Source organism: Dapis purpurea BLCC-M126, from assembly GCF_050015975.1.
GTDB lineage: Bacteria > Cyanobacteriota > Cyanobacteriia > Cyanobacteriales > Microcoleaceae > Trichodesmium.
On record NZ_JBNHER010000196.1, the window covers coordinates 1 to 26,598 of the forward strand.

Here is a 26,598-nt window from a genome sequence, read left to right on the forward strand (position 1 = left end):
ATCGCTCTATTTAGTATACGCTATATATAGTGTCTTTGCGTAAGTCCTGTTTATTTACCACCTCTGAATGCAGCAGTAGCGATCGCTGTGACTAAAGCCGAATCTATTCCTCCACTTAAACCCAGAACAACTTTAGAAAAACCATACTTCTTCACATAATCTTTTACTCCTAAAACTAAAGCAGACCAAATTTCTTCATCCTCACTTTCTGGCAAATTTATATTTTCAAAATTCACTGAGATTAAATCTTTTTTTGCCGAATTAAATTCTACAACTGCCAAACTTGTCTCAAAAGCTTTAGCATGATAAATAATATTTCCAGCACTATTAAAAACCACACTACAACCATCAAAAATTAGATCGTCATTCCCACCAACTTGATTAACATAAATAATTGGTATTTGATAACGATTCGTACTATGTTCAAACATTGCCTCTCGCAATTTTTGTTTTCTGACTCGATAGGTAGAAGCTGACATATTAATCACAAAATTAACCTGTTATTCCGCCAATTCTTTCATTGGATCACAAGTATAATTTCGCTTTCCCCAAAATTCTGCATCATTCCACAAATCTTCGCAAATAGTCACACCAACTTTAGCTGAATATTCTGATATTTCAGGAGAAATTTCTAATGTAAAAAAATCGCTAGTGTTACCCGGTTCAAAATATCGGTCTTCGTCAAAGACATCATAAGTAGGTAAAAGTCGTTTATGAAATATTTGTTTAACTTTTCTATTGGCTAATAAAGCTGCACTATTACAGTGCTTTTCAGTTGAGTAGACCACAAAAATGTTGTAGGAGTAAGGAGTAAGGAGTAATGAGTCAGTATGATTGTGGTTTATTCATATGAAAAACGCTGTAAATAATGATTTTTCTCCATTTTTAGCAGCTTGAGAATTAAAAATTACAGTTCCTACTAAAACTGCTATTTCTGATGGTAAATCTTGAGCTAACTTTTCTAATTCTACAGCAGCAGCTTCTATTAAACTACGATAAATTAATAAATCTCGTGGCGGATAACTTATAAATGATAATTCTGGAGTTATCATCAACTTAGCATCTAAACTTTGTGCTTTTTGTGCAGAATCAAAAATTAATTGGGCATTGCCGGAAATATCACCAATAACAGGATTAAGTGGAAGTGAAATTTACAGTAGATTTTGAATGTGGTTTTAATTAGGAACTTATTTAATCAAAATTCCTAATTAAAGTCAGATGCAATAATGGTCTAATAGCTACAATTATTGCTTTACTAAATCTTTGCCAAAACGGTGTCAAAAATTGGCAATTGATGCTTGTGGGAATACATATTCTCCACAATGTAGATCCCCAGCTTCAAATTCTAATTCTTGCAACATTTGATAATGTAATTGAGACTATTCTCCATCACAAATTCCTACAGTAGCTTCCAGTTGCTCGAACTTAGATGATAGTAAACCAGAAAAAACACAACCCATAATATTAAAAGGATTTGAATTGAAAATTGCTGCCTTTTGAACATTATTCATCATCTTTTCTACAGAGGATGGTAAATAGATTGTTTTTTTCAGAGGAGATAGCGATCGCAATACTCTACCCTCACTAAATAAGATATCTTCTTGTTCCTGAAAACGTTGAATAGCTTGTTCTTCCGAAAAACAATGAGGATCAGAATCATCAACAATTAATGTACCAGGTTTAACCTGCATAATATCTAATACATTAGCCACATTTGTAGCACCAACAATTAAAGTAGCATCGTAAATTTGTTCGGGAACTGTTGTTTTTGATAATGCCAAGTTTATCTGACCTTTAAAACCAAATTTTTGCACTAATTCTTGTTTAATATTTTCCAAAAATTCTAACTTACTATAAACATCACAAAGAGTAATTTCTTGAGGAGGTGGTAAGCATTTCAACATTAACGGCAGCACATTCATTTCCACAGAACCTAAGCCAATAAATCCTACTTGTTGTGCCCTTAAATTTCGTCCACTGTGCTCACATATCTTCTTAATAGTAAGTACAACAGTAGCACCAGTTGTTCTATGTCCAGTCGTAATTTTTGGTAAATCCTGACGATTAGCAATCGCCTTAGCAATTGCAGAACCATAATCAGTAGCAGAAGGAATTAAGCCAGTCAAAGCAACACATTTAGCACCAATTGTTGAAGCTTTAGAAATGGCTTAAACAATTGTACTTACTAGAGCATCTCAATCGCCATATAGCTCGGAACTAAATCAAGGTAAAATTATTGCACCAATTTTACCAAAATCAGTTTTTATAACACTTCTTAAAAGTGGCATATTTTCAAATAAATTTTCAATAACATAATTCAGACTAATACAATTATTTTCTAAATCATATTCATTTAAGTAACCAAAAGCTACAGAATCGACTGCTGAGATTTTATCCACAGAAAATAAAGATAATAAAGAGCGAGATTCAAATTGCTATATAATTCCCACTATTTCCTTTATTTTAGCCAAGGGCGGGTTATTTGTTCTAATTGATTAAATTCATCTTGACTAATTTTCCAACCTGTAGCTCCAATATTTTGTCGTACCTGTTCGGCATTTTTGCAACCAACAATTGGAATAACATTGTCTTGACAAATCAACCAATTTAACGCCACTTGTGCTGGAGTTTTATCATATTTTTTTCCTATTTTTGTTAACAATGATATTACAGGTTCTATTTTTTCTAACTCACTTTTATTAAAATCAGGTCTTGGTTTACGACCGTCTGTAGGTAATTGATCAACTGTGTATTTGCCAGTAAGTAATCCTTTAGCTAAAGGACAAAAAGCTAAAATTGTAATTCCTAATTCCTTTGCTTTATCGAGAAATCCTTGAGTTTCTATTTGACGGTATAGAAGAGAATATTTCAATTGATTTGTTGCTAATTTGACGCCCTGCGCTCCCAATATTTCATAAGCTTTTTGCATTTGTTCTAGAGAATATTTACTGACACCAACAGCTTCAATTCTGCCATTTTTTACTTCATCTGCCAAGGTATTTAATAACGTTTTTTGACTCATCAAGTAAGTCAAAGGCCAATGGACTTGGTATAATTGAATTTTTGGCAGTCTTAATCGTTCCAAACTAGCAGTTAAGGCATTAGTAACAGAAAATGGAAAAAAACGCCACAATCTTGGTGCATATTTACTAGAAATTTGTACTGGTTGTTCAGTTGTTTGCATAAATTTTGCTAGTAGTTCTTCTGATAAACCTTTGCCATAACTTTCCGCAGTATCAAAGAAATTTATCCCCCCATCTAAAGCTGCTTTAAAAGCTCCTTCTAATTCAGCTTCACCGTACTCAATGCCATAACTATTAGATGATGTGTTAACCCATGATAAAGTGCCAATAATTATCGGAGTGATAGCTAATTGATTTTTGTTAAAATCTGTCGTTACCATAAATTCTATATTTTTGCTAAAAAAATGAACTATTGAGGGATTACTTGAAACCCATATTATGTAAATTAGTCTAAAAAAATACTGTAATCGATAGTATTTTTTAGGATGGATTAGGTAAAGTTTAATAGTAATTTTGGTGTTGCATTATTAAGGGATGACTTTGATATTTTCCTGAAAATTTGCCCTGATTTTTCAAAAGCTTCAGTTTCTGCAAATTCAATTATCATCCCGCAATTATGCAACTCCCTTATTTCTATTTCCTATTTACGCTTATTCCTAAAATTGTTTATTTCATTAACTTGAAGACTGCTGTAAATATTGAAGCATAGTTTGAATATATTTCTTATTTATAGAAGTAAACATGATGTTACTACCAGCTAATCCATTTTTAGTATTACTATTATCAATAGTTATTGATTTTTTATCTGACTTTTCTTCTGGAGATTTTTGATTATTCAACTCCAAATTTAAAAGATAAAAAGCATAATATGAATTTTCTGGAGAAGTTGATAATTTTTTTATCCAATCGTTTAAGGAAACTTTCTTCACCGAAGAATCTAATGAGCAAATACAATCAAATAGATTATTATAAGATCCAGGTTCAGGGTGAGTTAAATGAAAAGCTTTACCTAAAGATTTCTCTTGTTGAGACAGATGAACAATTGCTTGAATGGCTTCGTTTACAGGAACCCAACCAATTTTTTCGTCTTCTAGAGTTGGTACCATTCCTAGTTGAATACAACCTTGAATCATGCGACAAATTCTATCATTAATATTACTGACACCAGTGTTAGTATCTCCTGTTATCATTCCTAGTCGATAGATACAGGTAGGAATTCCTCTATCTTGTGCTGCCATTATCAATTTTTCTGCTACCCATTTACTGTGTGTATAACCTTTTTCATTCCAGGGAAATTCACTGAGAGTATCGGATTCAAAAATAATTGTACTTTCAGAATTATTAGGTAATGATAAAACTGAAAGAGTAGACATAAAATGTACGGGTTTTACATGAATTTTACTAGCTAATCTTAAAATTTCTTGAGTACCTAAAACATTAGCTGGTTTGAGTACACTATAGGGATAAATATGATTAACCAAAGCTCCATTATGATAAATAACATCAATTTGATTAGCTAGATAGTTAAATTGCTCTATTGATAGTCCTAAAGATTTTGCGGACAAATCTCCCACAAGAGGGATAATTCTGGAGCTAAATGCTTCATCCCAAAGGAAATATGATTCTAGTTTACTTTGCAGTTTTTGTTTGGCTGAATTAGTATCAGTGGCACGAACTAAGCAATAGATATTTGCCGAAGTTTTTTGGAGTAATTCATTCAGTAAATAAGTTCCAATAAAACCAGTTGCTCCTGTCAATAAAATATTATTTGGATTAATAATATTTTTACCAACTATGGTCGCAGGAACAATGGTAGGGTCTAAAATTGCTTCTGCATTGAAATTAATTTCTTGATCATCGGGTATAGCATTAGAAACGTCGGAGGGAATATAATCACTTACTTCTATAGACTGACAATGTTGTATAATTTCTCGTAATTTTTCAACATAACATTCAGCTAAATTTTTGATAGTATTTTGATGGTGAATAGCAGAACTATAAGTCCAATTAAGTTGCAATTTCCCCCCAGAAACCAAGCCATTTATATCAAGAAGATAAGAGCGAGTTCCCTTTAAACTACGACCAATTCCACGAGACTCGGAAGCAGGTTTAAATAAAGAAGATGGCTGTAAATTTCCATCAAATTGACCTAAATAATTAAACCTGATATCACTTTTTGGCAAATCCTGTAGTTGATTAACAGTTTCCTCATCGCTGAGATAGCGCAATAAACCATATCCAATTCCACCATTAGGAATTGCCCGTAATTTCTCCTTCACTATTTTCAAAGCATCTCCTACTTCTACATCTGCGTGTAAATTTAATCCCACTGGAAATATAGAAGTAAACCAACCAGTTGTGCGCGAAAGGTTCACGTCGGAGAAAATATCCTCCCGTCCATGACTCTCCAAATCTAGCAGTAGGGAAGGATTTCTTGTTTGTTGTTGCCAAGCTAGCACTAAAGCTGTTAGCAGCACATCATTAATTTGAGTTTGATAAACTGCTGGCACTTCCTGAAGTAAAGCTTGAGTTTCTTCTACAGTTAGTGCAACTGATACTGTTTTAGATAGTGCTACAGTATTATCCCCCTCTGGATAATCTTTTTGCAGATAAGTGACAGGTTGACTAAGTTCTTTTATCCAATAGTTTAGTTCTGATTTCAGTTCTTCTGACTTAGCATAATCGCCTAATTTTTCAGACCATTTTTTAAACGAAGTTGTTTTTCCAGGTAGTTTAATTTCGCTACCTTGACTAAGTTGTTGGTAAACAGTTTGAAAGTCTTCGAGCAAGACGCGCCAAGAAATACCATCCACAACTAAATGATGAATTGCTAGTAATAGACGGTTTGACTGATTTCCAGGAAATTCAAACAAAGCGACTTTTATCAATTCTTGGGAGAGGTTAAGACTTGCTTGTATTTGAGTTGCTAAATCTTCAAATTCTGAATCATCGGTAACAGCTATTCGGACAAAAGGTATTTGCTCCTTGGGTTCCTCTAAAAATTGTTGCCACTTTTCTTTATCCTGCACAAACCGTAACCGCAAACCATCGTGATGTTGTAGGAGATGGGATAAAGTTTCTTCTAATAATGTGAGATTAATTTCTGGGGAGACTTCCAGCAAAACTGATTGATTCCAATGATGTGCTTCTGGTAGATTTTGCTCAAAAAACCAATGCTGGATGGGAGTAAGGGGAACTTCGCCTGTAACAATTCCTTGTTCTGCAATAAAAGCAGGGAGCGCATCAATAACAGTGCTTAATTTAGCGATCGTTTGATATGCAAATAATTGTTTGGGAGTTATATTCAAACCAACTTGGTTAGCTTTGGCAATTACCTGAATACCTAGAATTGAATCACCTCCTAATCCAAAAAAGTTGTCGTTGATGCTGACTTTTTCTATTCTCAGTACCTCTGCCCAAATTTCTGCCAGTTGCTTTTCTACTGTGCTAGTAGGAGCAATAAAAGTATTTTGACTGAGAATTGTTTCGGGAGTAGGAAGTGCTTGACGATCGATTTTACCGTTAGCTGTCAGAGGTAATGATTTGAGTGGTACAAATGTTGAGGGTATTGTCGGTTCTGGTAGTTTTGCTGTGAGAAAATCTCGGAGTTTTTCACTCACAGATTCTAATTCTTGGTTTAAAACAATATAAGCTACCAACCGTTGGCGCTCTGGTTCATCTTTTCGGAGTATAACTACAGTTTCTGTTACTGCTGGATGTTGGTTAATTGCGGTTTCTATTTCTCCCAACTCTACGCGGAAACCGTGGATTTTAATCTGGTTGTCAATGCGTCCGAGAAATTCTATATTTCCATCTGGCAAATACCGAGCTAAGTCTCCAGTCTTATATAACCTCTTCCCTTCTGACTTCTGACTTCTTTCTTCCTTTACATATTCTGACTCCGTACGGACGTTGCATGCAACGTCCCTACCTCCTGACTCCTTCCAGATAATAAATTTTTCTGCTGTCAACTCTGGACGGTTGAGATAACCACGACTTAATCCTGCTCCACCAATATGCAGTTCCCCTGCTACTCCAATGGGTACTGGTTCCTGATGTTTATCTAATATATGGATGTAGGTATTAGCAATCGGGCGCCCCAAAGGTACTGTTTTGGCATAACTGTTATATTCTCTTCCTGTAGCAGAAGGAAGTTCCATATTCTGTAATTTAAGGGTAGTTACGCCGACGGTGGTTTCACTGGGGCCGTAATGATTAAAAATTTGCAGATCGGGTGCTAATTTTTGGATGCGTTCTAATAATTGCCATGAGAGTGCTTCTCCTCCAAGAATTAGTCGTTGACGAGGCAGGATTTTTTCTGGATCGGATGAAGATAAGAGCGCTCCCAAATGGGAAGGTACTATTTTCATGCAGTCGATGGGATGATTGCTGAAATAGTCTGTCAGAGCTTCCGCATCAAAAACACGTTCTTCTGAGATTATATGCAGACATCCTCCAGAACATAAGGCAGGAAAAACAACAGTGTTTCCGAGATCGGCAGCAAATGTAGAGATTATTGCGTATGTAGCAATAGTAAATTCTAGTCTGTCTTGAATACTGTAGATATAATTGAAAAGTTGTTGATGTTCGACTGCGACTCCTTTCGGTTTTCCAGTGGAACCGGAAGTGTATATTATATAGATGAGGTTTTCTGGGGTAACTTCGCTGCTAGGGTTTTCCGTGCTTTCCTGAGAAATTTTATCCCAGTCGCTGTCGAGACAGATTTTTTCTATTTCATTATTGGATAAATTTTTGACTAAGTACTGTTTAGTTAGAACTACTGGTGCGTTAGCATCTTGTAATCTGAAACTCAGATTTTCTAGAGGTAACTTTGAATCTAGAGGTAGATATGCGCCTCCTGCTTTGAGTATTGCTAAGATGGCAATAATTATTTCTAGGGAGCGATCGCTATAAATAGCAACTGGTACATCTGGTTTGATTCCTTGTCGTTGTAAATAATGGGCAAGTTGATTACTTTTAGCGTTGAGTTCAGCGTATGATATTTTTTGATCTTCAAATACAATGGCAATATTATCTGGATTTAGTTTTGCTTGTTCTTCAAATATCTTGTGAATACATTGATTGACTGGGTAAGTTTTTTGAGTATTGTTAAATTCAACCTGCAGTTGTTGTAAGTGACGATCATTGTTAATTTTTAACTGACTAATTTCTGCTGCTGTATTTTCAACAGCACCAGTTAATAATGTTTGAAATTGTTCTCCTAATCTTTGGATATCCTCAAGATGATAAGCATTAGCATCGTAGTGAAATTCGGCGGTTAATTTGTCGCTTTTAGTAACAACCAGTTTGACTTGATATTTATCAATGCAAGTGTAAATTCTGTCTAGGGAAAAATTCGTATTGCCGGAAATATTGTTAAGTTCAATAAATTCAAAGCTCAGAGGTAAAAAACATTCCTCAGAGTAATTTTCTGTTGATGCAACAAATTGTTCCCATGTAAAATATTCCTGCCATTTTAAAACTTCAGATACGGATAATTTTACCCGTTCTAATAGTTGGTAAAACTTTAAATCTTCCTCGACTTGGCAAGACAAAGGTAAATGTTTAGCAAATAATCCTAATGCCGTTTCTAATTCTTCATATCTACGACCATTCCCGACAATACCTAGTAGAATATTTGATTCTTTGGTAAGTCTGGAAATTAATGTTAACCAACAAGTTAATAAAAAGTCAGATGTGGAAACATCAAGTTGCTTGGTAATACTTTCTATATTGTCAGCTAAATTTCCATCAATTGTAATTTTTTCAACTTGAGGTTGAAATTCTTCCGACTGTTTTGCAAAAGGAATTTCTAAATTAAAACGATGGGAAATATCTTGTTTTTGCCAATATTCCTTTCCTAGTTTAGCCTCCTCAGCTTCCAACAATTCATTTTGCCACTCAGCAATATCTGCATATTGTAATTCAGCTTCAGGTAATTCATTTCCTTCTAAACAAGCAGCATATTCTTGACTAAGTTCGTTGACTAAAATTTGCAGACTTTTTGAATCAGCATTTAGGGTGGGTAAATTAATTAGTAAAATCTGCTCTTCGGAAGACATTTTTACTAAAGATACATGAAATAGAGACCCTTGTTTTAAGTCAAAAATTTTCTGACTGAAACTTGACCAGATTTTTTCAAATTCTGCCATTTTTTGATTGGAATATACCTGAGTTAAATCATGTTCTTTTCCCCAGGAAATATTCACATCTCTAATAATTTGTACTCCTACTGTCATTCCTGGTAAGGAGTCAAAATTTGTCCGAAAAATTTCATAGCGATCGCCTATTTTATTTAAGGCAGATTTGAGTATTTGTAAATCAAATTTACCAGAAATTGAAATTGCACATTTAGCTAAATATTTTGCCGTTGTTTCAGCTTGTTGTAAAAACCACAGATGTCGTTGTTGTGGAGATAGTCGATATCCTTCAGTAATTTCTGGTTCTGTTTCAGCTACCAAATTATTCATATTTTTATTCCTTATTATTTTTTAGTAGTTTTTTTTAGTAGTTAGTCGTTAGGAGTCAGTAGTTTTTTTAGTAGTTATTATAAGCTCGTAGTAGGGCTTCAGCCCGAACTGTAGATAGGGCTTCAACCCTACTACTAAAAAAACTTTATTATAAGTGGATTATCCGAACATAATATTAGTCGTTAGGAGTCAGTAGAAGTAGCTCTTAAGATCATTTTTTGACTTTATAATTTCCTTGCTTAAATTCTTACTACTGACTACTGACTACTGATTCAGCCATTCCTACTACTACTTTACGTTTACCGACAAAAGGAGTTCTACCATGAGCAGTTAACATATTATCTAGTAATAAAACATCCCCACTTTGCCAAGGAAAATGTATTGCTTCTTGCTGATAAATTTCCCGAATTTCATCAAGAATAGATGACTCAATAGGAGTACCATCACCATAATAAGCATTACGAGGAAGTTCATCTTCTGACACAACAGATAAAAGTTGCTCTTGAACTTGCTTCGTTAAATTCGATATATGAAATAGATGAGCTTGATTAAACCATACCATTTCTCCTGTTTTTGGATGGTTAGCAACAGCCTGACAAATTTGATAAGTTCTGAGAGAATTTTCCTCTTTCCAATCAAATTTAATTCCAGCAGAATGACAATATTTTTCTACTTCAGATTTATCATTAGTTTGAAAAACAGTTTCCCAAGGTAAATCTAATCCATTGCCATAGTTCCGGACATACATTACTTTTTTTTCCTGAAACTTTTCCCTAATACTAGGATTAATACGTTCAAAAATCTTTCGACTATTAGCTATTGGTGTAGCACCTCCTTCTTCAGCAGCTTGAACACAATAAAAACAAATTTTTATCGGCCAGCTAAGACTATATGCCATTTCATTGTGCAAAGGAATAGATTGTTCTGGCGGGTATTCTGTCGAAGTATATATTTGATTATTGACTTGAGTTCGGGGTGTCGAACGGTAAGAATATTCCAACAACTTACCGAAAGTAGATTGCATAAAATTTTCAAATTCAGCAATCCCATTTAATTGGAAATTCCTAAATAAAATTCCCCCTTCTTTTAACAGATGAGTTTCAATTAACTCTTGATTATTTGTAGCCCAACCAACTAAGTCTAACTTTTCTTGAGATGGTTCAATTACAACTGGTAAATTATTACCCAATTGGAATGGATAAATTTTCACCAGTTCTTGGGAGGATAATTTAACTTTTTTGCGTTTAATAGTGCCTATTTTATTCATCTTTATTTGAGTAGTTATTAAGAGTTTTTTTCCTAGGTTTTGTTTCTGTTTCCTCAACCTAACCATATTTTGATTTATTATTTTTAACTTTATTGAGATTGGATGGTATTCAGTTTAATATCAAATCTGCTTGGTTCGGACTGTTTTATTTGAGTAGTCATGTTTGATATTTTTTTGATTAATTAGATTTGTTTGAGGTATCAAATCAAACCATATTTATTTAATCCCAAATCTGTTTTATAGGATTTTGAAGTAATACCATGTCCGGATAAGAACGTGATAAAAACACTTCTTTCTCCTCGTACATTCTTTTCTCGAGTCTCGAGTCTCCTGACTCCTCCCTAATTATTTATAACTATTCAACCGGACTTGATATAAGTTACAGCGGATTCCAGTTTTGTGAGGTATACCCACGCGGGCAAGATGCCCGCACATACATTCATTGAATTGTTAATATTTGTACTTCATATACTTGGAATCTGCTGTATGAACTAATAAACCGTATCGAAGCTATTCATTCTGACTCCTGACTCCTGACTCCTGACTCCTGATTCTTTTCATCTTTTTCAACTTTTGCCGATTCTTGTTTTCTAATTCTTGCTCCTGCAAAATTTGTTTTTGTTTCTGAGAATCCTGAATAATATCTGACATTTCACTTAATTTCATATCTACATTTCCTACAATGTGAGTAAAAATAGTTTCCAAATCTTTGACCATAGAGTTAATAGTTTCAGCATCAAACAAATCAGTTTTATACTGAAAAGAACCAGAAAAACCTACGGTTGTTTCCCATAAACCCAATCTTAAATCGTGTCTGACAAATCCATTGTCAAGTTCCAGAGGAGTAAAATTTAATCCTGACATTTTTAATGTAGACATCGGCATATTATTAAACACAAACCACACCTGAAATAGTGGATTATGACTTAAAGAACGCTCAATTTTTAACTCTTCTAACAACTTTTCAAATGGCAAATCTTGATGAGCAAAAGCTCCCATTGCTGTCTCTTTAACTCGCTGCAATAACTCCCGAAAACTGGGATTGCCAGATGAATTAGCACGCAACACCAAAGTATTGACAAAAAATCCGATAATTCCTTCCGTTTCCCGTCGGTTACGGTTAGCAATAGGAGAACCAATACAAAAATCTTGTTGCTGACTATAACAGTAAAATAACGTTTGAAACCCAGTCAACAACATCATAAATAATGTTACCTTCTCAGACTGACTCACTTCTTTAATCTTGTTACTGAGTTCTGATGGCAACTCGAACGTAGTAGTTGCACCTCGAAAACTCTGCACTTCTGAGCGCGGTTTGTCTTTGGGTAAAGCTAACACCGTCGGAACCCCTGCTAACTGTTGTTGCCAGTAAGCTAGTTGTTCGGTAAACAAGTTGCCTTGTAAATATTGTCGTTGCCAGTAGGCAAAGTCAGCATATTGAATAGAAAGGTCTGATAGAGGCGATCGCTTCCCACGAGCAAAAGCATCATATAAAGTCGCTAACTCCTGAATCAGGATACCAAATGACCACTCATCGAAAATAATATGATGAATGACAAATACTAATATATGTTCTTGCTCTGTCAGTTTGATTAGGCTGACTCGCAATAATGGGTTTTGGCTCAAGTCAAAGATGTGTTGACCTTCCGATATTCCTAATTCTCGAACTTTTTCTTCCTGCTCTGCTTTTGGTAGTTCTCGCCAGTCGATAACTGAAAGGCTAAAATCTGTATTGTCAGAAATTATTTGTACTGCTTCTCCATCGACTACTTGAAAGCTAGTCCGCAAAACTTCATGTCTGCGGATAATTTCTACAAATGCTTGCTCCAAAATATCCAACTTCAAAATGCCATGCAAACGTGTAGATAAGGAAATATTGTAGGCAGCATTTTTCTCAAGTTGGTCGATAAACCATAGACGTTGTTGAGAAAATGATAGAGGTAATTTGAGTTGGCGCGATATAGGTTGAATAGATTGACTTTCTGAAATCTCAGTTGTCGAAATTAATTCCACTATTCGCGCTAGGGTGGCGATCGTAGGATTTTTAAATAGGTCGATAACTGTGAGCTTAGTGGAGAATATTTCTTTAAGTCTATTCTGAACTTGAATGACTAAAAGTGAATGACCGCCTATTTCAAAGAAGTTATCGTGAATACCGACCTTTTCTATCCTTAAAACTTCTGACCAGATAGCTGCTAGTTGTTTCTCAACTGGGGTGCTAGGTGGTACAAAACTTTGGGCAGAACTACCCCAGTCTGTAGGTGGTTTCAATGCCCGACGATTAATTTTGCCATTGGGAGTTAGAGGGAAAGCTTCCAACATCACAAAAGCTGATGGAATCATGTAGTCTGGTAGTTTTTCTTTAACAAAAGACCGTAGTTCATCAGTCGTAGGTGATTCGGAATGGCAAACAAGATAGGCGACTAAACGTTTGTCACCAGGATTATATTCTTGAACAGTTACTACTGTCTGTTCTACTTTTGGATATTGGTTTAAAACTGATTCTATTTCTCCTAGTTCTATGCGGAAACCTCGGAGTTTCACCTGATTATCAATACGACCTAGATACTCTATGTTACCGTCAGGCAAATATCGAGCTAAATCTCCTGTTTTATATAACCTCTGCCCCTCTAACTTCAGACTTGTGAGTTCTTCTTCCTTCCTAACTCCTGACTCCGTAAGGACGTTGCATGCAACGTCCCTACCTCCTGACTCCTTCCAGATAATAAATTTTTCTGCTGTTAATTCCGGTCTGTTCAAATATCCCCGTGCTAAACCCGTACCACCAATATGTAATTCTCCTGCGACTCCAATGGGTACTGGTTGATCATTCTTGTCTAAAATATAAAGTTGAGTATTGGCAATGGGACTACCTATGGGTGTAGTTACTTTTCCACTTTCTATAAGCTTGGAATCATTTCCTACATTATAAATCGCTGACCAAATTGTCGCTTCTGTCGGACCGTAGAGGTTCCATAGCTCCATACCACTTTTCTTAAGTTCGTTGGCCATTTTAACAGTCAATGCTTCTCCACCACATAAGATTTTGATGTCTAAGTTAGCCTTTGATAAACCAGCAGTTAAGAGCATTTGCCAGGTAGCAGGAGTTGCTTGCATCACTGTTGTGGATGATTTTTCTAAGTAATCCAATAACTGATTACCATCAGTGGCTATTTGACGGGAAATCACAGCCAGTTTTGCTCCTAAAGTCAGTGGGAGATATAACTCCAAAGCTGCAATGTCAAAGGATATGGTAGTAATGGCACTGAGGGTATCTTCTGCAGTCAATCTCAGATAACTATTCATGGATACTAAGAAGTTGACTACAGACTGGTGACAGATTTGAACTCCTTTGGGTTTTCCGGTAGAACCTGAAGTATAGATTGTATAAGCCAAATTCTCTGGAGTCACCCCACTAACTATATTCTCAATACTCTGAGTTGCAATAGCATCCCAATTGCTATCCAAACAGATCGCTTGTGCAGAATGTTCCGGCAAAAGCTCCATTACCGATCCACTGGTGAGCAACACTGGTAATGCTGAATCTTCTAACATATAACTCAAACGTTCTGGGGGATAACTGGGATCTATCGGAACATAGGCACCACCTGCTTTTAATATTCCTAATAATCCTATTACCATTTCCAGGGAACGATCTATAGAAATACCCACCAATGTTTCTGGTTTCACTCCTAAACTTTGCAGGTAGCGAGCAAGTTGATTAGCTTTGGCGTTTAGCTGTTGATATGTTAATTGCTCCTGCTCAAATACGACGGCAACTGCATCAGGATTTTTCTCAACTTGCTCCTCAAACAACTGATGAATACATTTATCTGAGGGATATTCGACTGCTGTATCATTCCACTCCACTAATAATTGATTGCGCTCTGCTTCTTTTAAGAGAGGAATTTTGGTAATAGGTTGTTCGGGATTTGCAATAATTGCTTCTAATAACTGCTGAAAATGCTCTCCCATACGAATAATCGTAGTTGCATCAAAAATATCCGTATTGTATTCTAAAAATCCTTCAATTTCTGTGTCTATCTCTCTCATAGACAAAGTTAAATCGAACTTTGCTGTCACATTGTCCCCACCCAAAGGAGTTAAAGTTAAACCAGGTAGCTCCAGTTTATCCATCGGCGCATTTTGCAAAATAAACATCACCTGAAATAGAGGACTATAACTGAGAGAGCGTTCTGGTTGTAAAGCTTCTACTAATTGCTCAAAAGGTACATCTTGACGAGTGTAACTTTCTAGAGTCACCTGTCGTACTTGTTTCAATACATCTGAGAAATTAGGATTACCTTCCAATTGAGTCCGCAAAACCAAGGTATTTATAAAAAAGCCAATCAATGGTTCAATTTCCGAGCGATCGCGATTGGCAATAGGAGAACCGACTACAATATCATCTTGGTTGCTATAGCGCGAGAGTAAAACTACAAAAGCACTCAGCAAAGTCATAAATAAAGTAGCTCCTGACTCCTGACTCAGGGTTTTCAACTTCTGAGTTATTGTAGAATTTACCCGAAATGATTCAAGACTGCCTCGGAAAGTTTGAATAGCTGGACGAGGGCGATCGCCTGGTAATTCTAATAATGCTGGTGCCCCTGCTAACTGTTGCTTCCAATAGTTGAGATTAGCATCTCGCAATTCTTGTGATAACCACTGACGTTGCCAGTAAGCAAAATCAGCATATTGAACAGATAACTCCGGCAAAGTCGAAGGTTTTCCTTCTGAGAATGCTTGATAAAGAGTAGATAATTCTCGGATGAATATTCCAGTTGACCAACCATCAGTAACTATATGGTGCATTACCACTGACAAAATATGAGATTCTTCTCCTAGTTTGAGCAGAGAAACTCGCAATAGGGAACCATTACTCAAGTCAAAAACTTTTGTTTGTTCTTCTATTACTTTTTTTTGTGCAGCAGTTAATTTTTCTGTTTCTGGCAATGACTGCAAATCAATTATTGGGAAATTTAAACTAGATGGAGAATTAATTACCTGTATGGGATTTTCATTTTTCATCACAAAATTTGTGCGCAAGATTTCGTGACGACGAACAATTTCCTCAATCGTTTTTTCCAGAGCAGAAATATTGAGTTTTCCTGTTAGTTGTAGGGCAGCAGGGTTATGGTAAGCGGTACTTTCTTCCTCCAAGAGATTGAGAAACAAAAGTCGTTGTTGGGCAAAAGATAGGGGAATATCGTTATTTCGTGAAATTGGTTCAATAGGAGGTAGCTGTAGTTTTTCTCCCTTAAATTCATCTATAGCTTTACTAATTTCTCCAATTGTAGGAAAGTCAAATAAATATTTGAGGGGAATTTCTGTTTCAAATGCTATTCGCAACCGAGAGATCACTTGGGTTGCTAATAAGGAATTTCCTCCAACTGAGAAAAAATCATCGTGGATGCCGATTTTTTCTACTTTTAATAGTTGAGACCAAATATTAGCTAAAAGTTCTTCTGTTGGGTTGCGGGGAGCAACAAAATTTTCTAATTCGCGACGAACATTGTCAGGTTCAGGTAAAGCTTTTTTGTCAATTTTACCGTTGGGAGTAAGTGGTAAAAATTCTAGTTTGACAAAAGCTGATGGAATAGCATAGTCTGCTAATTTTTCTTGGAGAAACTGACGTAAATTATTAGGAGAAAACTGTTTTTTAGTAGGTACGAAATAGGCGATTAAACGCTTATTGCTAGAGTCATCACCCTTGACAATAACTACGGCAGTTTGTACTTCTGGATGGGAGGCGATCGCTGCTTCTATTTCTCCCAACTCTATACGAAAACCACGAATTTTGACCTGGTTATCAATACGTCCGAGAAATTCAATATTCCCATCTGGTAAATACCGTACTAAATCTCCTGTTTTATATAACCTGTTCCCTGTTCCCTGTTCCCTGTTCCCTTCTTTGGAAATAAATTTTTCCGCTGTTAATTCTGGACGGTTCAGATAACCACGAGCTAAACCGGCACCTCCAATATGAAGCTCTCCGGCAACCCCAACCGGAACTGGTTGCAATTTTTCATCTAATACATAGACTTGAGCATTAGGTATAGGGATACCGATGGGAACAGTTTTAGCATTGTATTTGTTGGGCTTATCAACTGGATAGGTGAGAGCGCCAACGGTAGTTTCTGTAGGCCCGTAATGATTGAGAATACGACATTCAGGGGAGTGCTGCTGAATGTTAGCAATTAAATCCCATGTTGCTGCTTCTCCTCCCAAGATTAAACATTGACGTGGCAACAAAAAGGGAGATGGGTTTGATATTAAAAGAGCTGACAGATGAGAAGGAACAATTTTTAGGTAGTCGATGGGATAGCGTTGAAAATAATTTGCTAGTGCTGTTGCATCGGAGGCGCATTCTTGGGAAATAATGTGCAGACATCCCCCACTGCATAAAGTCGGGAAAATAACTGTGTTACCCAAATCCGCAGCAAAAGTGGAGACTATTGCGGATGTTGCAGTAGAAGAAATTTGCAGTTTTTCTTGGATACCGTGGAGATAATTTAGAATTTGTTGGTGTTCGATCGCCACACCTTTAGGTTTGCCTGTGGAACCGGATGTATAGAGAATGTATGCTAGATTTTCTGTGCTGACTTTGCTAGTAGGATTTGTTTGTGGTTGTTGGGCAATATTTTCATCAGTTTTAGTGATGATTTTGATGTTTTGATTGAGGTTTTTCGGTGCAATTTCTGACTGAGATAATAGGATATTAACTCCAGCATCTTCTAAGCGAAAAGCTAAATTTTCTTCTGGTAATTTTGTGTCTAAAGGTAAGTATGCAGCACCAGCTTTAAGAATAGCTAATATAGCTATGATTACTTCAAGCGATCGCTCTATAAAAATGCCTACTATTGTTTCTGGTTCAACTCCTTTTTTTTGTAAATAATGAGCGAGTTGATTTGCTTGAGAATTCAGTTCTGCATAAGTAAGTTTTTGGTCTTCAAATACTACTGCTATATTATTGGGGTAAAGTTCTACTTGTGACTCAAATATTTGATAAATTAATTTTTCTTGTGGGTAATTTTGTTCAGTTTGGTTTAACTCATCTAAAAGACGTTGACTTTCAGATTCACTGAATATATTTAACTGGCTAATCGTAGCATCTATATTTTCAATAGCACTGGCAACTAAAGCTTCAAATTGCTTGGCAAAAGATTTAATTACATCAATATTTATCAGTTCCGAATCATATTGAAATTCTGCTGTGATAGATGACTGAGTTTTGAGACAATTTAGCTTAATTTTGAAGTTGTCAAAAATGACAGACTGATTTTCTAAAGTAAAAGATAAATCTCCTCCATAATAGATTTTTGAAAGATCGATAAACTCAAAACTAATAGCAGGAAGTTCTGTTTCTGAATTAATAAAATATTCTTGTCTTTCTGAAGCTTCCGTGAGGCGATCGCTAATTTCTTCTAATAATTTAGTAAATTTCAAATTCTCTTCTAACTGACAAGAAATAGGTAAATATTTTGCCAGTAAACCCATTACTTCTTCCAGATCTTCATATTGTCTGCCAGAAAAGACCGTCTTAACAGTAATATCCGATTGTTTTGTGAGTCGCCAAAGTAAAGTCTGCCAACAACCAAGTAAAAAATTTTCAATACTAATATTAGGTGAAATATTTGCTTCTAACTTAGCAATAAAATTTGCATCTAAATTTAAACTATATTGTTCCGGTGTAAATTTTTCCTCCTCAAACTGAGAGTTTTCAAAAGGTAAATTCACTGACTGGAATTGTTGATTTTGCCAATAAGCTATTTCGGTTTCTGCATCCTCTTCTTCCAACAATTCATTTTGCCATTCTGAGAATTGCAAATATTGTACCGCTTCCTCTTCAAAATCTGATTCTTTGAGGCATAAATCATAGCTTTCACTAATTTGTTGAACCAAATTATTCAGAGTGAAACTATCAGCAGTAAGTGCAGGTAAGCTAATTAATAAAATATGTTCTTCTTCAGATAGAGTTACGAAAGCTGTAGGAAATATAGGTTCTTGGTCAAGTTGAGCTATTAAACCATTTTGATTCTGTAATATTTCCCCTATTTGCTCTGTTTGCTTATCCGATTTTAAGTTACTTAAATTTATATGAGTCCAGGAAATTTTACCATTATCTAAGATGACTTGAATCGGCATTTTTATACCAGGGTGACGCTGGAATATTGTGCGAAAATTATCATGTCGGTTGAGGATTTTTTCTAAAGCAGATTTGAGAATATCTACTTTTATCTTACCTTTAATTTTTATCGTACATTTTGCTAAATAGTTAATATTATTTTCTTGTAATTGCCAGAGATATTTTTGTTGGGGAGAGAGTCTATATCCCGCGATAGTTAAAGTAGTCATAGTTATTATTTTATAATTTTAGGTAGTAAAGTTCGTAGTAGGGCTTTAGCCCTATAATTCAAAGTATCGGGCTGAAGCCCTACTACAAGCAATTGATTAATTTTTTAATTTTTTAATTAGTTCTAATTATCGGGCTGAAGCCCTACTACAAACACTTGATTAATTTTCTGATTCCTCCATTAATTCTCCCATTGCTACAACAATTTTTCGTTCGCCAACATAAGGATTACGACCATGAGCAATCAGCATATTATCTAACATAATCATATTTCCTGCTTGCCAAGGAAAACTAATTGTAGCCTTTTCATAAATCGCTCCAATTTCTTCAATTACTGAATCTTCAATAGGAGAACCATCACCATAATAAACATTTCGAGGCAGACTTTTTTCTCCAAATTCAGATAATAAAGATTCGCGCACAGCAGCATCTAAATATGAAATGTGATGTAACTGAATTTGATTAAAAAATATCTTTTCTCCAGTTTTGGGATGAGTAGTAATTGCTGGTCTTAATTTAGCAGTTTTTAAACCATTATTTTCTAACCACTCAAATTCCATTCCAGCATTTTTACAATAAGTTTCAACCTCCGATTTATTGTTAGTGTGGAAAAAGTCTTGCCAGCTTACGTCCAAATCTTCAACATAATTTCTGACATACATTAATTGTTTTTCCTCTAATTTTTCTCGTAACTGAGGACTCAACATTTGATAAACCTTTCGACAGTCAACAATAGGAGTGTCTCCCCCTGATTCTGCTGCTTTTACACATAGGAAAAATATTTTCTGAGGCCAACGATGTAAATGAGAACTTTCATTATGAAATAGGATAGCTTTATCCTCTGGATAAGGCGTGGAACCATAAACTTTCTTACTGACACCTTCCCTTGGTAAATCTCCATATTCTCCAAATAAATTGGAGGAAATAGCACCAGCAACCTTTTCAAATTTTGAGATAGAATTAATATTAAAATCTTTAAACAAAATTGCACCATGTTGACGTAAATTAGTCTCAAAAAATTCTCGGTTATTCGTTGCCCAGTCAGCTATATCGACCTCCTCACTGTTAGGTTCAATGACTAAAGGAAGCGTTTGTTCTGGTTGTAAATAACTCGTTTTAATTAAATCTTTTTGTGGCAGACTAACTGCCTTGGGTTTGATAGACTTAAACTTTTTAAAATTAGCTTTAGTTCGTTTAGCTTTAGCAGCTACTTGAGCTTCTTTTTCTGATTCAGTCAGCATTTCTAACTCCTTAATTTTAGTATCTGGATTATTGGCAATATTACTTAATAATGTTTGTAAATTGCCGGACATTTTAGCGATATCTTGTTGTTCAAAAAGGTCGGTATTATATCTTAAATCCCAAGTAATTCCAGCCTCAGTTTCCTCAACAAATATAGTCAAGTCAAATCTAGTTGCTCCATTATCAATCCCCAAAGGTTCGATAGTTAAATTAGGAAGTTCAAACTTAGACTTCGGAGTATTTAGAAACACAAACAACACTTGAAATAGTGGAGTTGTATTATTTTTTCTCTCAGGCCGCAAAACATCTACCAATTTAGCAAATGGTAAATCTTGATGAGCATAAGCTCCTAAAGTCACTTCCTGAACTCGCTTTAGCAACTCTTTAAAAGTAGGATTACCAGATAAGTTAGTTCGTATCACTAGCAAATTTACAAAAAAACCAATCAGAGATTCTGTTTCTGCTCGGTTGCGATTAGCAATATCGGTACCTACAACAATATCATCAGAATTTGTATAACGATACAACAGAGTTTGCCAAGCTGCCAACAATGTCATAAATAAAGTTACGCCTTGTTGACGACTCAAAGCTTGGAGTTTTTCTGTAATTGTGGGAGAAACAGTAAAAGATTCAACTTTACTTTGCCCACTTCTAACCCCTGTATCTTCCTTCTTAAATGGTAACTCCAAAGTAGGGGGTGCCCCTGCCAGTTGTTGCCTCCAATAAGAAATCAGATTTTCTAGAATTTCCTCACTTAACCATTGTCGTTGCCAAATACTATAGTCAGCGTATTGAATAGGTAATTCTGTTAACGGGGATGACTTACCCTGACTATAGGCAGTGTAGAGAGCAGAAAATTCTTTGATAAATACTCCAAAGGACCAAGCGTCAATGATGATATGGTGCATTGTCACCAGTAGTATTGATTCTGTGGCTGAGAATTTTAGTATACTAACTCTTAACAGATGGCCTGTAGTCAGATTAAAAGGTTTTGCCGCTTCTTGTCGGGCGTATTTTTGCAAGTCGGTTTGCTGTTGAGTAGGAGATAGATTTTGCCAATCGTTAACTTCAAATTGGAAGTTAAGCTCTGGTTCAACTATTTGTACTGAAGTACCGTTGTCCTCTTGAAACCGAGTGCGTAATACTTCATGGCGACGGCCAATCTCTACTATAGCTGACTTGAGAGCATCATAGTTGATATCGCCTGTAATCCTTAACCATCCAGAATCATTATAGGTAGCATTTGGTCCCTCTAGTTGGTAGAGAAACCACAGTCTTTCCTGTGCCCAAGATAGAGGAAATTTATTTGATTTTCTGATGGCAGGAGCGATCGGTAACTTGAGTGGATCTATTCCTTCCTTAGTTAATAATTTGATTAGTGCTATCCGTTTTTTATCAGAGAGAGTTGTTAGTTTTTTAGCTATTTTTTGTTGTTCAATTTGATTTAAAGTCATCATCTTTTCCAGTAGTCAGTAGTTTTTTTAATAGTCAGTAGTCATAATCTTAAAAATTTTCTGTTAATCATAATTATAAAAATCATCATAAATAATTGATAATTGCTATAAATTTTACTAATGAACAATTAATAATTAGAGATGATTTTCATTATCCATTATCCATTAATCATCTATCGTACTCTCCACAAGTTCTAGCATTTGATTAATCTTTTCTAAATCGCTATCTATAGTCTCTTTTTGACTATTGATATATTCTGAAAAATTAGCAACAGTTGTCAAATTAAATATCTCACCGATATTAATATCTACTGTAAAGTTTTGCTTGATTTTGGCAATGAGCATAGTTGCTACTAATGAATCTCCTCCTAATTCAAAAAAGTCGTCATTTATTCCTACTTTATTACCACCAAGAACAGATTGAAAAATCTCAACTAAAATTTCTTCTTGTTGATTTCTTGGGGCAACATAAACAGTTCCTAAATTTATAGAACTATCTTTTTCAGAATCTACTAATTGCTCTAAATTACTTTCTTTTTTGACCCGCTCTCGCTTAACCCATTGGTTTATTCTTGCTTCTAAATCTCCAGTAGAAACAACTAATTGATTAGTATTACTTTCAGATAGTATTACCTCAAAAGCTTTTGTTCCTTCTTCGGGCGTAATTAATAGTTCTGCTAAGTTCTTGCCAAAACTTAAATTTTGTTTTGATTCTGAACCTACTTTCCAGCCATCCCAATTAACACTTATCCAAGGAGAATTATTTTCTAGATGATTATCTGCCTGAACAAAATAATCCATAAAACTATTACTAGCTGTATAAGCCACAAATCCTAATCCTCCTAAAATTGATGAGATACTAGACATTAATAAACAGAAGTCTATCTCTCTATCTTTGAGCAATTTTCCTAATACTAATGTGCCGTAAATCTTAGACATAAATTGTGGCTGACACTCGGCTTTTCCTATATTTTGAATAGCATTAATTGAGTTTCCTGTGACCATACCAGCAGCATGAATCACTCCATTAATTTTACCAAATTTTTTCTCTGCTTTTTCAATGACTAATTCCATTTTTTGAAAGTCAGAAACATCAGCACTCAAAACTAAAACTTCGGCTCCATAAGTTTCAAATTCTTGTAATTTTTGAATCTTCTGACTAATACTATCTTGTTCGTCATGACTCTTAACCCATTCTGACCAATTATCTCGCTCTGGAAAAGTAGAACGTCCGATTAAAATTAACTTAGCTTGTACTGTCTTGGCTAGAAATTCTGCTAATACAATTCCAATACCACCAAGTCCTCCTGTAATTAGATAAACTCCTTGTTCTTTTAGCTTTTGTTGAGGAGATTTGGTTTGAGATTTTAATGGGAATAATTCAAAGTTTTCTACCCAGCGAGACTTTCCACGATAGGCAATAATTTGTGCTGAAGATGTTGCAGTTAATTCAGTAATTAGATGCTCTATAAGTATCTTTTCTTGCTTACTTCCAATATCGGGAAGCGCTACATCAATACAACGACAACTAAAGTTAAAGTATTCTTGAGAAATTACTTTTACAGGTCCTAATATAGTGGATTTTTCAGGAGACAAAATCTCGTTTCCTGTTACATCCTGCATATTATTAGAGACAACAAAAATTTCACATTGCTCTGCTAAGAGTTGTTTTCCACAAGCTTGAGCAAAAAATAGCAAACTATAGAATCCTAAATCTTGAGCTTTGTCAAATAAATCTGCATCTAATTCTTTTGTTAATTTCTCTGTTGTTAAACTCCACAAATGAATCACTTTTTCTGGAATTAAGTTTGAGCTGACAAGTTCATCTAGCAGAGTATTGTAGTCATCAGGTTGAGTCGGATTTAAAGTATAAATTCCTTGACTATCCTTCATAAACGAGTCTCCCACTTTGACACAAATTACTTTTTCGCTAAGTTGTGTCAGTTGCGTAGCTAACTTTTCTCCCAAACCAGACTCATCTATAAACAACAAAATATTACCCAATGATTTTTCTGCTTGACTTGGTGGTAGGGGCAAGCGCTTCCAAGAAGGAATATAAAACCATTGAGAAATATCTGACTTTTTACCTGCAACTTGCTGCTTCAGTTTTGTGTTTTCTCCTGGTTTCGGTGGAGATATCCAGTAACGCTGACGTTCAAAAGGATAAGTAGGTAAAGGAACGCGATAACGATCCTCTTGACTATAAAATGCATTCCAATTTACTTCAACTCCAGCTAACCAAAGATTACCAACAGAGGTAAGTAAAAAAGCGACATCCGATTTATCCTCTTGGGGATGACGTACCGATGTTAATACTAGCTGTTCTTGATTGATACTCGGATGTCGTTTAGTTAAGGAAGTCAAGGTTCTACCTGGACCTACTTCTAACAAAATTTGCTCTGGACTTTGCAGCAGATTTTCCAACCCTTTAGCAAACAGAACAGTTTGACGCAAATGTTGCACCCAATAATTGGGATCTGTTGCCTGAGATTCTGTAATCCAATCTCCTGTCAAGTTAGAGATATAAGGAATTTGAGGAGGTTTTAACGATTCCTGTTTAACTCTATCTCTAAAATCATTGAGGATAGGTTCCATCATTTGAGAATGGAAAGCATGAGAAGTATGGAGGCGACGACATTCTATATTTTTAGCAGCTAATTTATTTTCGAGAATTTCTATAGATTCTGTATCGCCAGAAACTACACATCGGGAAGACTCATTTATGGCAGCAATGGCAAGTTTTTCTGTTAACAGAGGTTGGAGTTCCTCTGAAGAAAGCGGAATAGAAAGCATTCCACCAGTTGGCAGTTGCTGCATCATTTTGCCTCTCGCTGCAACCAACGATAGAGCAGTTTCTAGGGAGAATACTTCTGCTAAAGTTGCAGCTACATATTCACCAATACTATGACCGATCGCTGCTTTAGGAGAAATACCCCAAGATTGCCATAATTTCGCTAGAGCATATTCTATGACGAAAATAGCGACCTGAGCGATCGCTGTTTGTTGTAATTTTTCCTGTGCTGTCTGAGTTGCGTCAGGTTGAGGATAAAGTATCTGACGTAGGTCTAACCCTAACTCTGGTTTAAGTATTTCCGAGCATAAATCTACCTGTTCCCGAAATACAGATTCAGTTTCGTAGACTTCCAATGCCATGTTTACATACTGAGACCCCTGACCAGGAAACATGAAGACAACAGGTCGGTCTGTTGATTCTGAGACGTTCTTGGTAAAAACCTGTTGGGAATCTAAATTTGTCAGTTCTTGTACTGCTTCAGTAGCTGACTGACAAACTAACATCCGTCGATAACTGAACGCTCGGCGACCGCAACTCAAGGTGTAAGCAGCATCAGCTAAATTTAAGTCGGGATTTTCTGTGATATGTTTCGCCAAGTTAGCAGTTGCTTGGTCGAGTGCAGAACTGGTTTTAGCAGAAATGAGCAGCAAATGCTTTCCTCTAGACTCTCCTGAAGGGGGGAGTTCGGGAGTTTCTTCTAAAATGACATGAGCATTAGTGCCACCAATACCAAAAGAACTAACCCCAGCTCGTCGAGGACTACCATTGCTCTTCCATTCAGATAGGGTAGTATTGACGTAAAATGGACTGTTAGCAAAATCAATTTGAGGCGATGGCTCTTCAAAGTGTAAACTAGGAGGAATTAACTTATGTTTAAGAGCTAATACTGTTTTGATCAATCCTCCCACACCTGCTGCTGCGTCTAGATGTCCCATATTACTTTTGAGAGAACCGATCGCACAAAAATTCTGTTTCTGGGTACTTTTTCTAAATGCCCTAGTCAAAGCAGCAATTTCAATGGGGTCTCCCAATGTTGTAGCAGTGCCATGAGCTTCTATGTAAGTAATACTCTCAGCATCTACTTCAGCTACATCTTGAGCTTGCGCAATAACTGCTGCTTGACCTTCTGTACTCGGTGCGGTGTAACCAACTTTTACCGAGCCATCATTATTAATGGCCGAACCCTTAATAACAGCATAGATAGAATCTCTATCTTCGATCGCATCTTCCAGTCGCTTGAGCAGAACAATACCTAAACCACTACCCGGTATAGTACCCTTAGCTTGGGCATCAAAAGCTCGACAATGACCATCTGGAGAAAGAATCATGCCTTCAGTATATAGATAACCTGTATTCTGGGGCACCATAATAGAGACTCCACCTGCCAAAGCCATATTACATTCTCCATTGAGCAAACTCTGACAAGCTAGGTGAACTGCTACCAATGAAGTTGAACAAGCTGTCTGAACGTTAACAGCAGGCCCCCGGAGATTCAATTTATAACTAACGCGGGTGGGCAGAAAATCTTTATCGCTAGTTATCATTAATTTGTAGCCACCCACAAAATCCTCGGAGTCATAGTTAGGATAGACATTGTTAAGCAAGTAAGTGTTTAAACCTATACCCGCATAGACTCCGATCGCTCCACGATATTTTTCTGAGTCATAACCAGCACTTTCAATAACTTCCCAAGCTGATTCTAAAAAAAGACGTTGTTGTGGATCGATATCCTCAGCTTCCTTAGCACTGAAACCAAAGAAATTTGCATCGAACATTTCGATATCTGAAATGACTGGTCTCGCTTTTACATAGTTGGGATTTTTGAGCAGGTTAGAGCTAATACCTAAGTCTAGGAGTTCTTGTTCTGAAAACACAGAAATAGACTCAACACCATCTTTGAGGTTTTGCCAGAAAGAATCAATATCTTTTGCTTTAGGAAAGCGACCGGATAATCCAATAATTGCAATATCTAATTCGTTAATTTCATTCATACTT

Annotated in this window: 11 protein-coding genes; all 11 read right to left on the reverse strand. The window is 35.9% G+C overall.

Annotation, left to right across the window (positions count from 1 at the left end; genetic code table 11):
* Positions 1-50: 50 nt before the first annotated feature.
* On the reverse strand, positions 51-479 hold the full coding sequence (locus tag ACP6PL_RS17030) for an NAD(+) synthetase (RefSeq protein WP_426546505.1): 429 nt from the start codon (positions 477-479) through the stop codon (positions 51-53).
* Positions 480-500: 21 nt separating this feature from the next.
* Positions 501-788, reverse strand: coding sequence for a hypothetical protein (locus ACP6PL_RS17035; protein WP_426546452.1), 288 nt, complete (start codon positions 786-788; stop codon positions 501-503).
* A 57-nt stretch (positions 789-845) separates the two neighbouring features.
* Positions 846-1,052, reverse strand: coding sequence for a hypothetical protein (locus tag ACP6PL_RS17040; RefSeq protein WP_426546453.1), 207 nt, complete (start codon positions 1,050-1,052; stop codon positions 846-848).
* A 327-nt stretch (positions 1,053-1,379) separates the two neighbouring features.
* On the reverse strand, positions 1,380-2,126 hold the full coding sequence (locus ACP6PL_RS17045; protein ID WP_426546454.1) for a hypothetical protein: 747 nt from the start codon (positions 2,124-2,126) through the stop codon (positions 1,380-1,382).
* Positions 2,127-2,222: 96 nt separating this feature from the next.
* The gene (locus ACP6PL_RS17050) at positions 2,223-2,399 is read right to left on the reverse strand and encodes a hypothetical protein (protein WP_426546455.1); all 177 of its coding nucleotides are present in this window, start codon (positions 2,397-2,399) and stop codon (positions 2,223-2,225) included.
* A gap of 59 nt (positions 2,400-2,458) precedes the next feature.
* On the reverse strand, positions 2,459-3,403 hold the full coding sequence (locus ACP6PL_RS17055) for an aldo/keto reductase (protein WP_426546456.1): 945 nt from the start codon (positions 3,401-3,403) through the stop codon (positions 2,459-2,461).
* 294 nt (positions 3,404-3,697) lie between these two features.
* The gene (locus ACP6PL_RS17060; protein WP_426546457.1) at positions 3,698-9,493 is read right to left on the reverse strand and encodes an SDR family oxidoreductase; all 5,796 of its coding nucleotides are present in this window, start codon (positions 9,491-9,493) and stop codon (positions 3,698-3,700) included.
* Between the two features lie 250 nt (positions 9,494-9,743).
* A complete protein-coding gene (locus tag ACP6PL_RS17065) occupies positions 9,744-10,760 on the reverse strand; it encodes a TauD/TfdA family dioxygenase (RefSeq protein ID WP_426546458.1) in 1,017 nt (338 codons plus the stop codon).
* 510 nt (positions 10,761-11,270) lie between these two features.
* Positions 11,271-19,115: an amino acid adenylation domain-containing protein gene (locus ACP6PL_RS17070; RefSeq protein ID WP_426546459.1), complete on the reverse strand. Its 7,845-nt coding sequence runs from the start codon at positions 19,113-19,115 to the stop codon at positions 11,271-11,273.
* A gap of 159 nt (positions 19,116-19,274) precedes the next feature.
* The gene (locus tag ACP6PL_RS17075) at positions 19,275-21,812 is read right to left on the reverse strand and encodes a condensation domain-containing protein (protein WP_426546460.1); all 2,538 of its coding nucleotides are present in this window, start codon (positions 21,810-21,812) and stop codon (positions 19,275-19,277) included.
* A 162-nt stretch (positions 21,813-21,974) separates the two neighbouring features.
* Positions 21,975-26,594 carry a type I polyketide synthase gene (locus tag ACP6PL_RS17080; protein WP_426546461.1) on the reverse strand — a complete coding sequence of 1,540 codons (4,620 nt, stop codon included), beginning with the start codon at positions 26,592-26,594 and terminating at the stop codon, positions 21,975-21,977.
* Between the last annotated feature and the right edge of the window lie 4 nt (positions 26,595-26,598).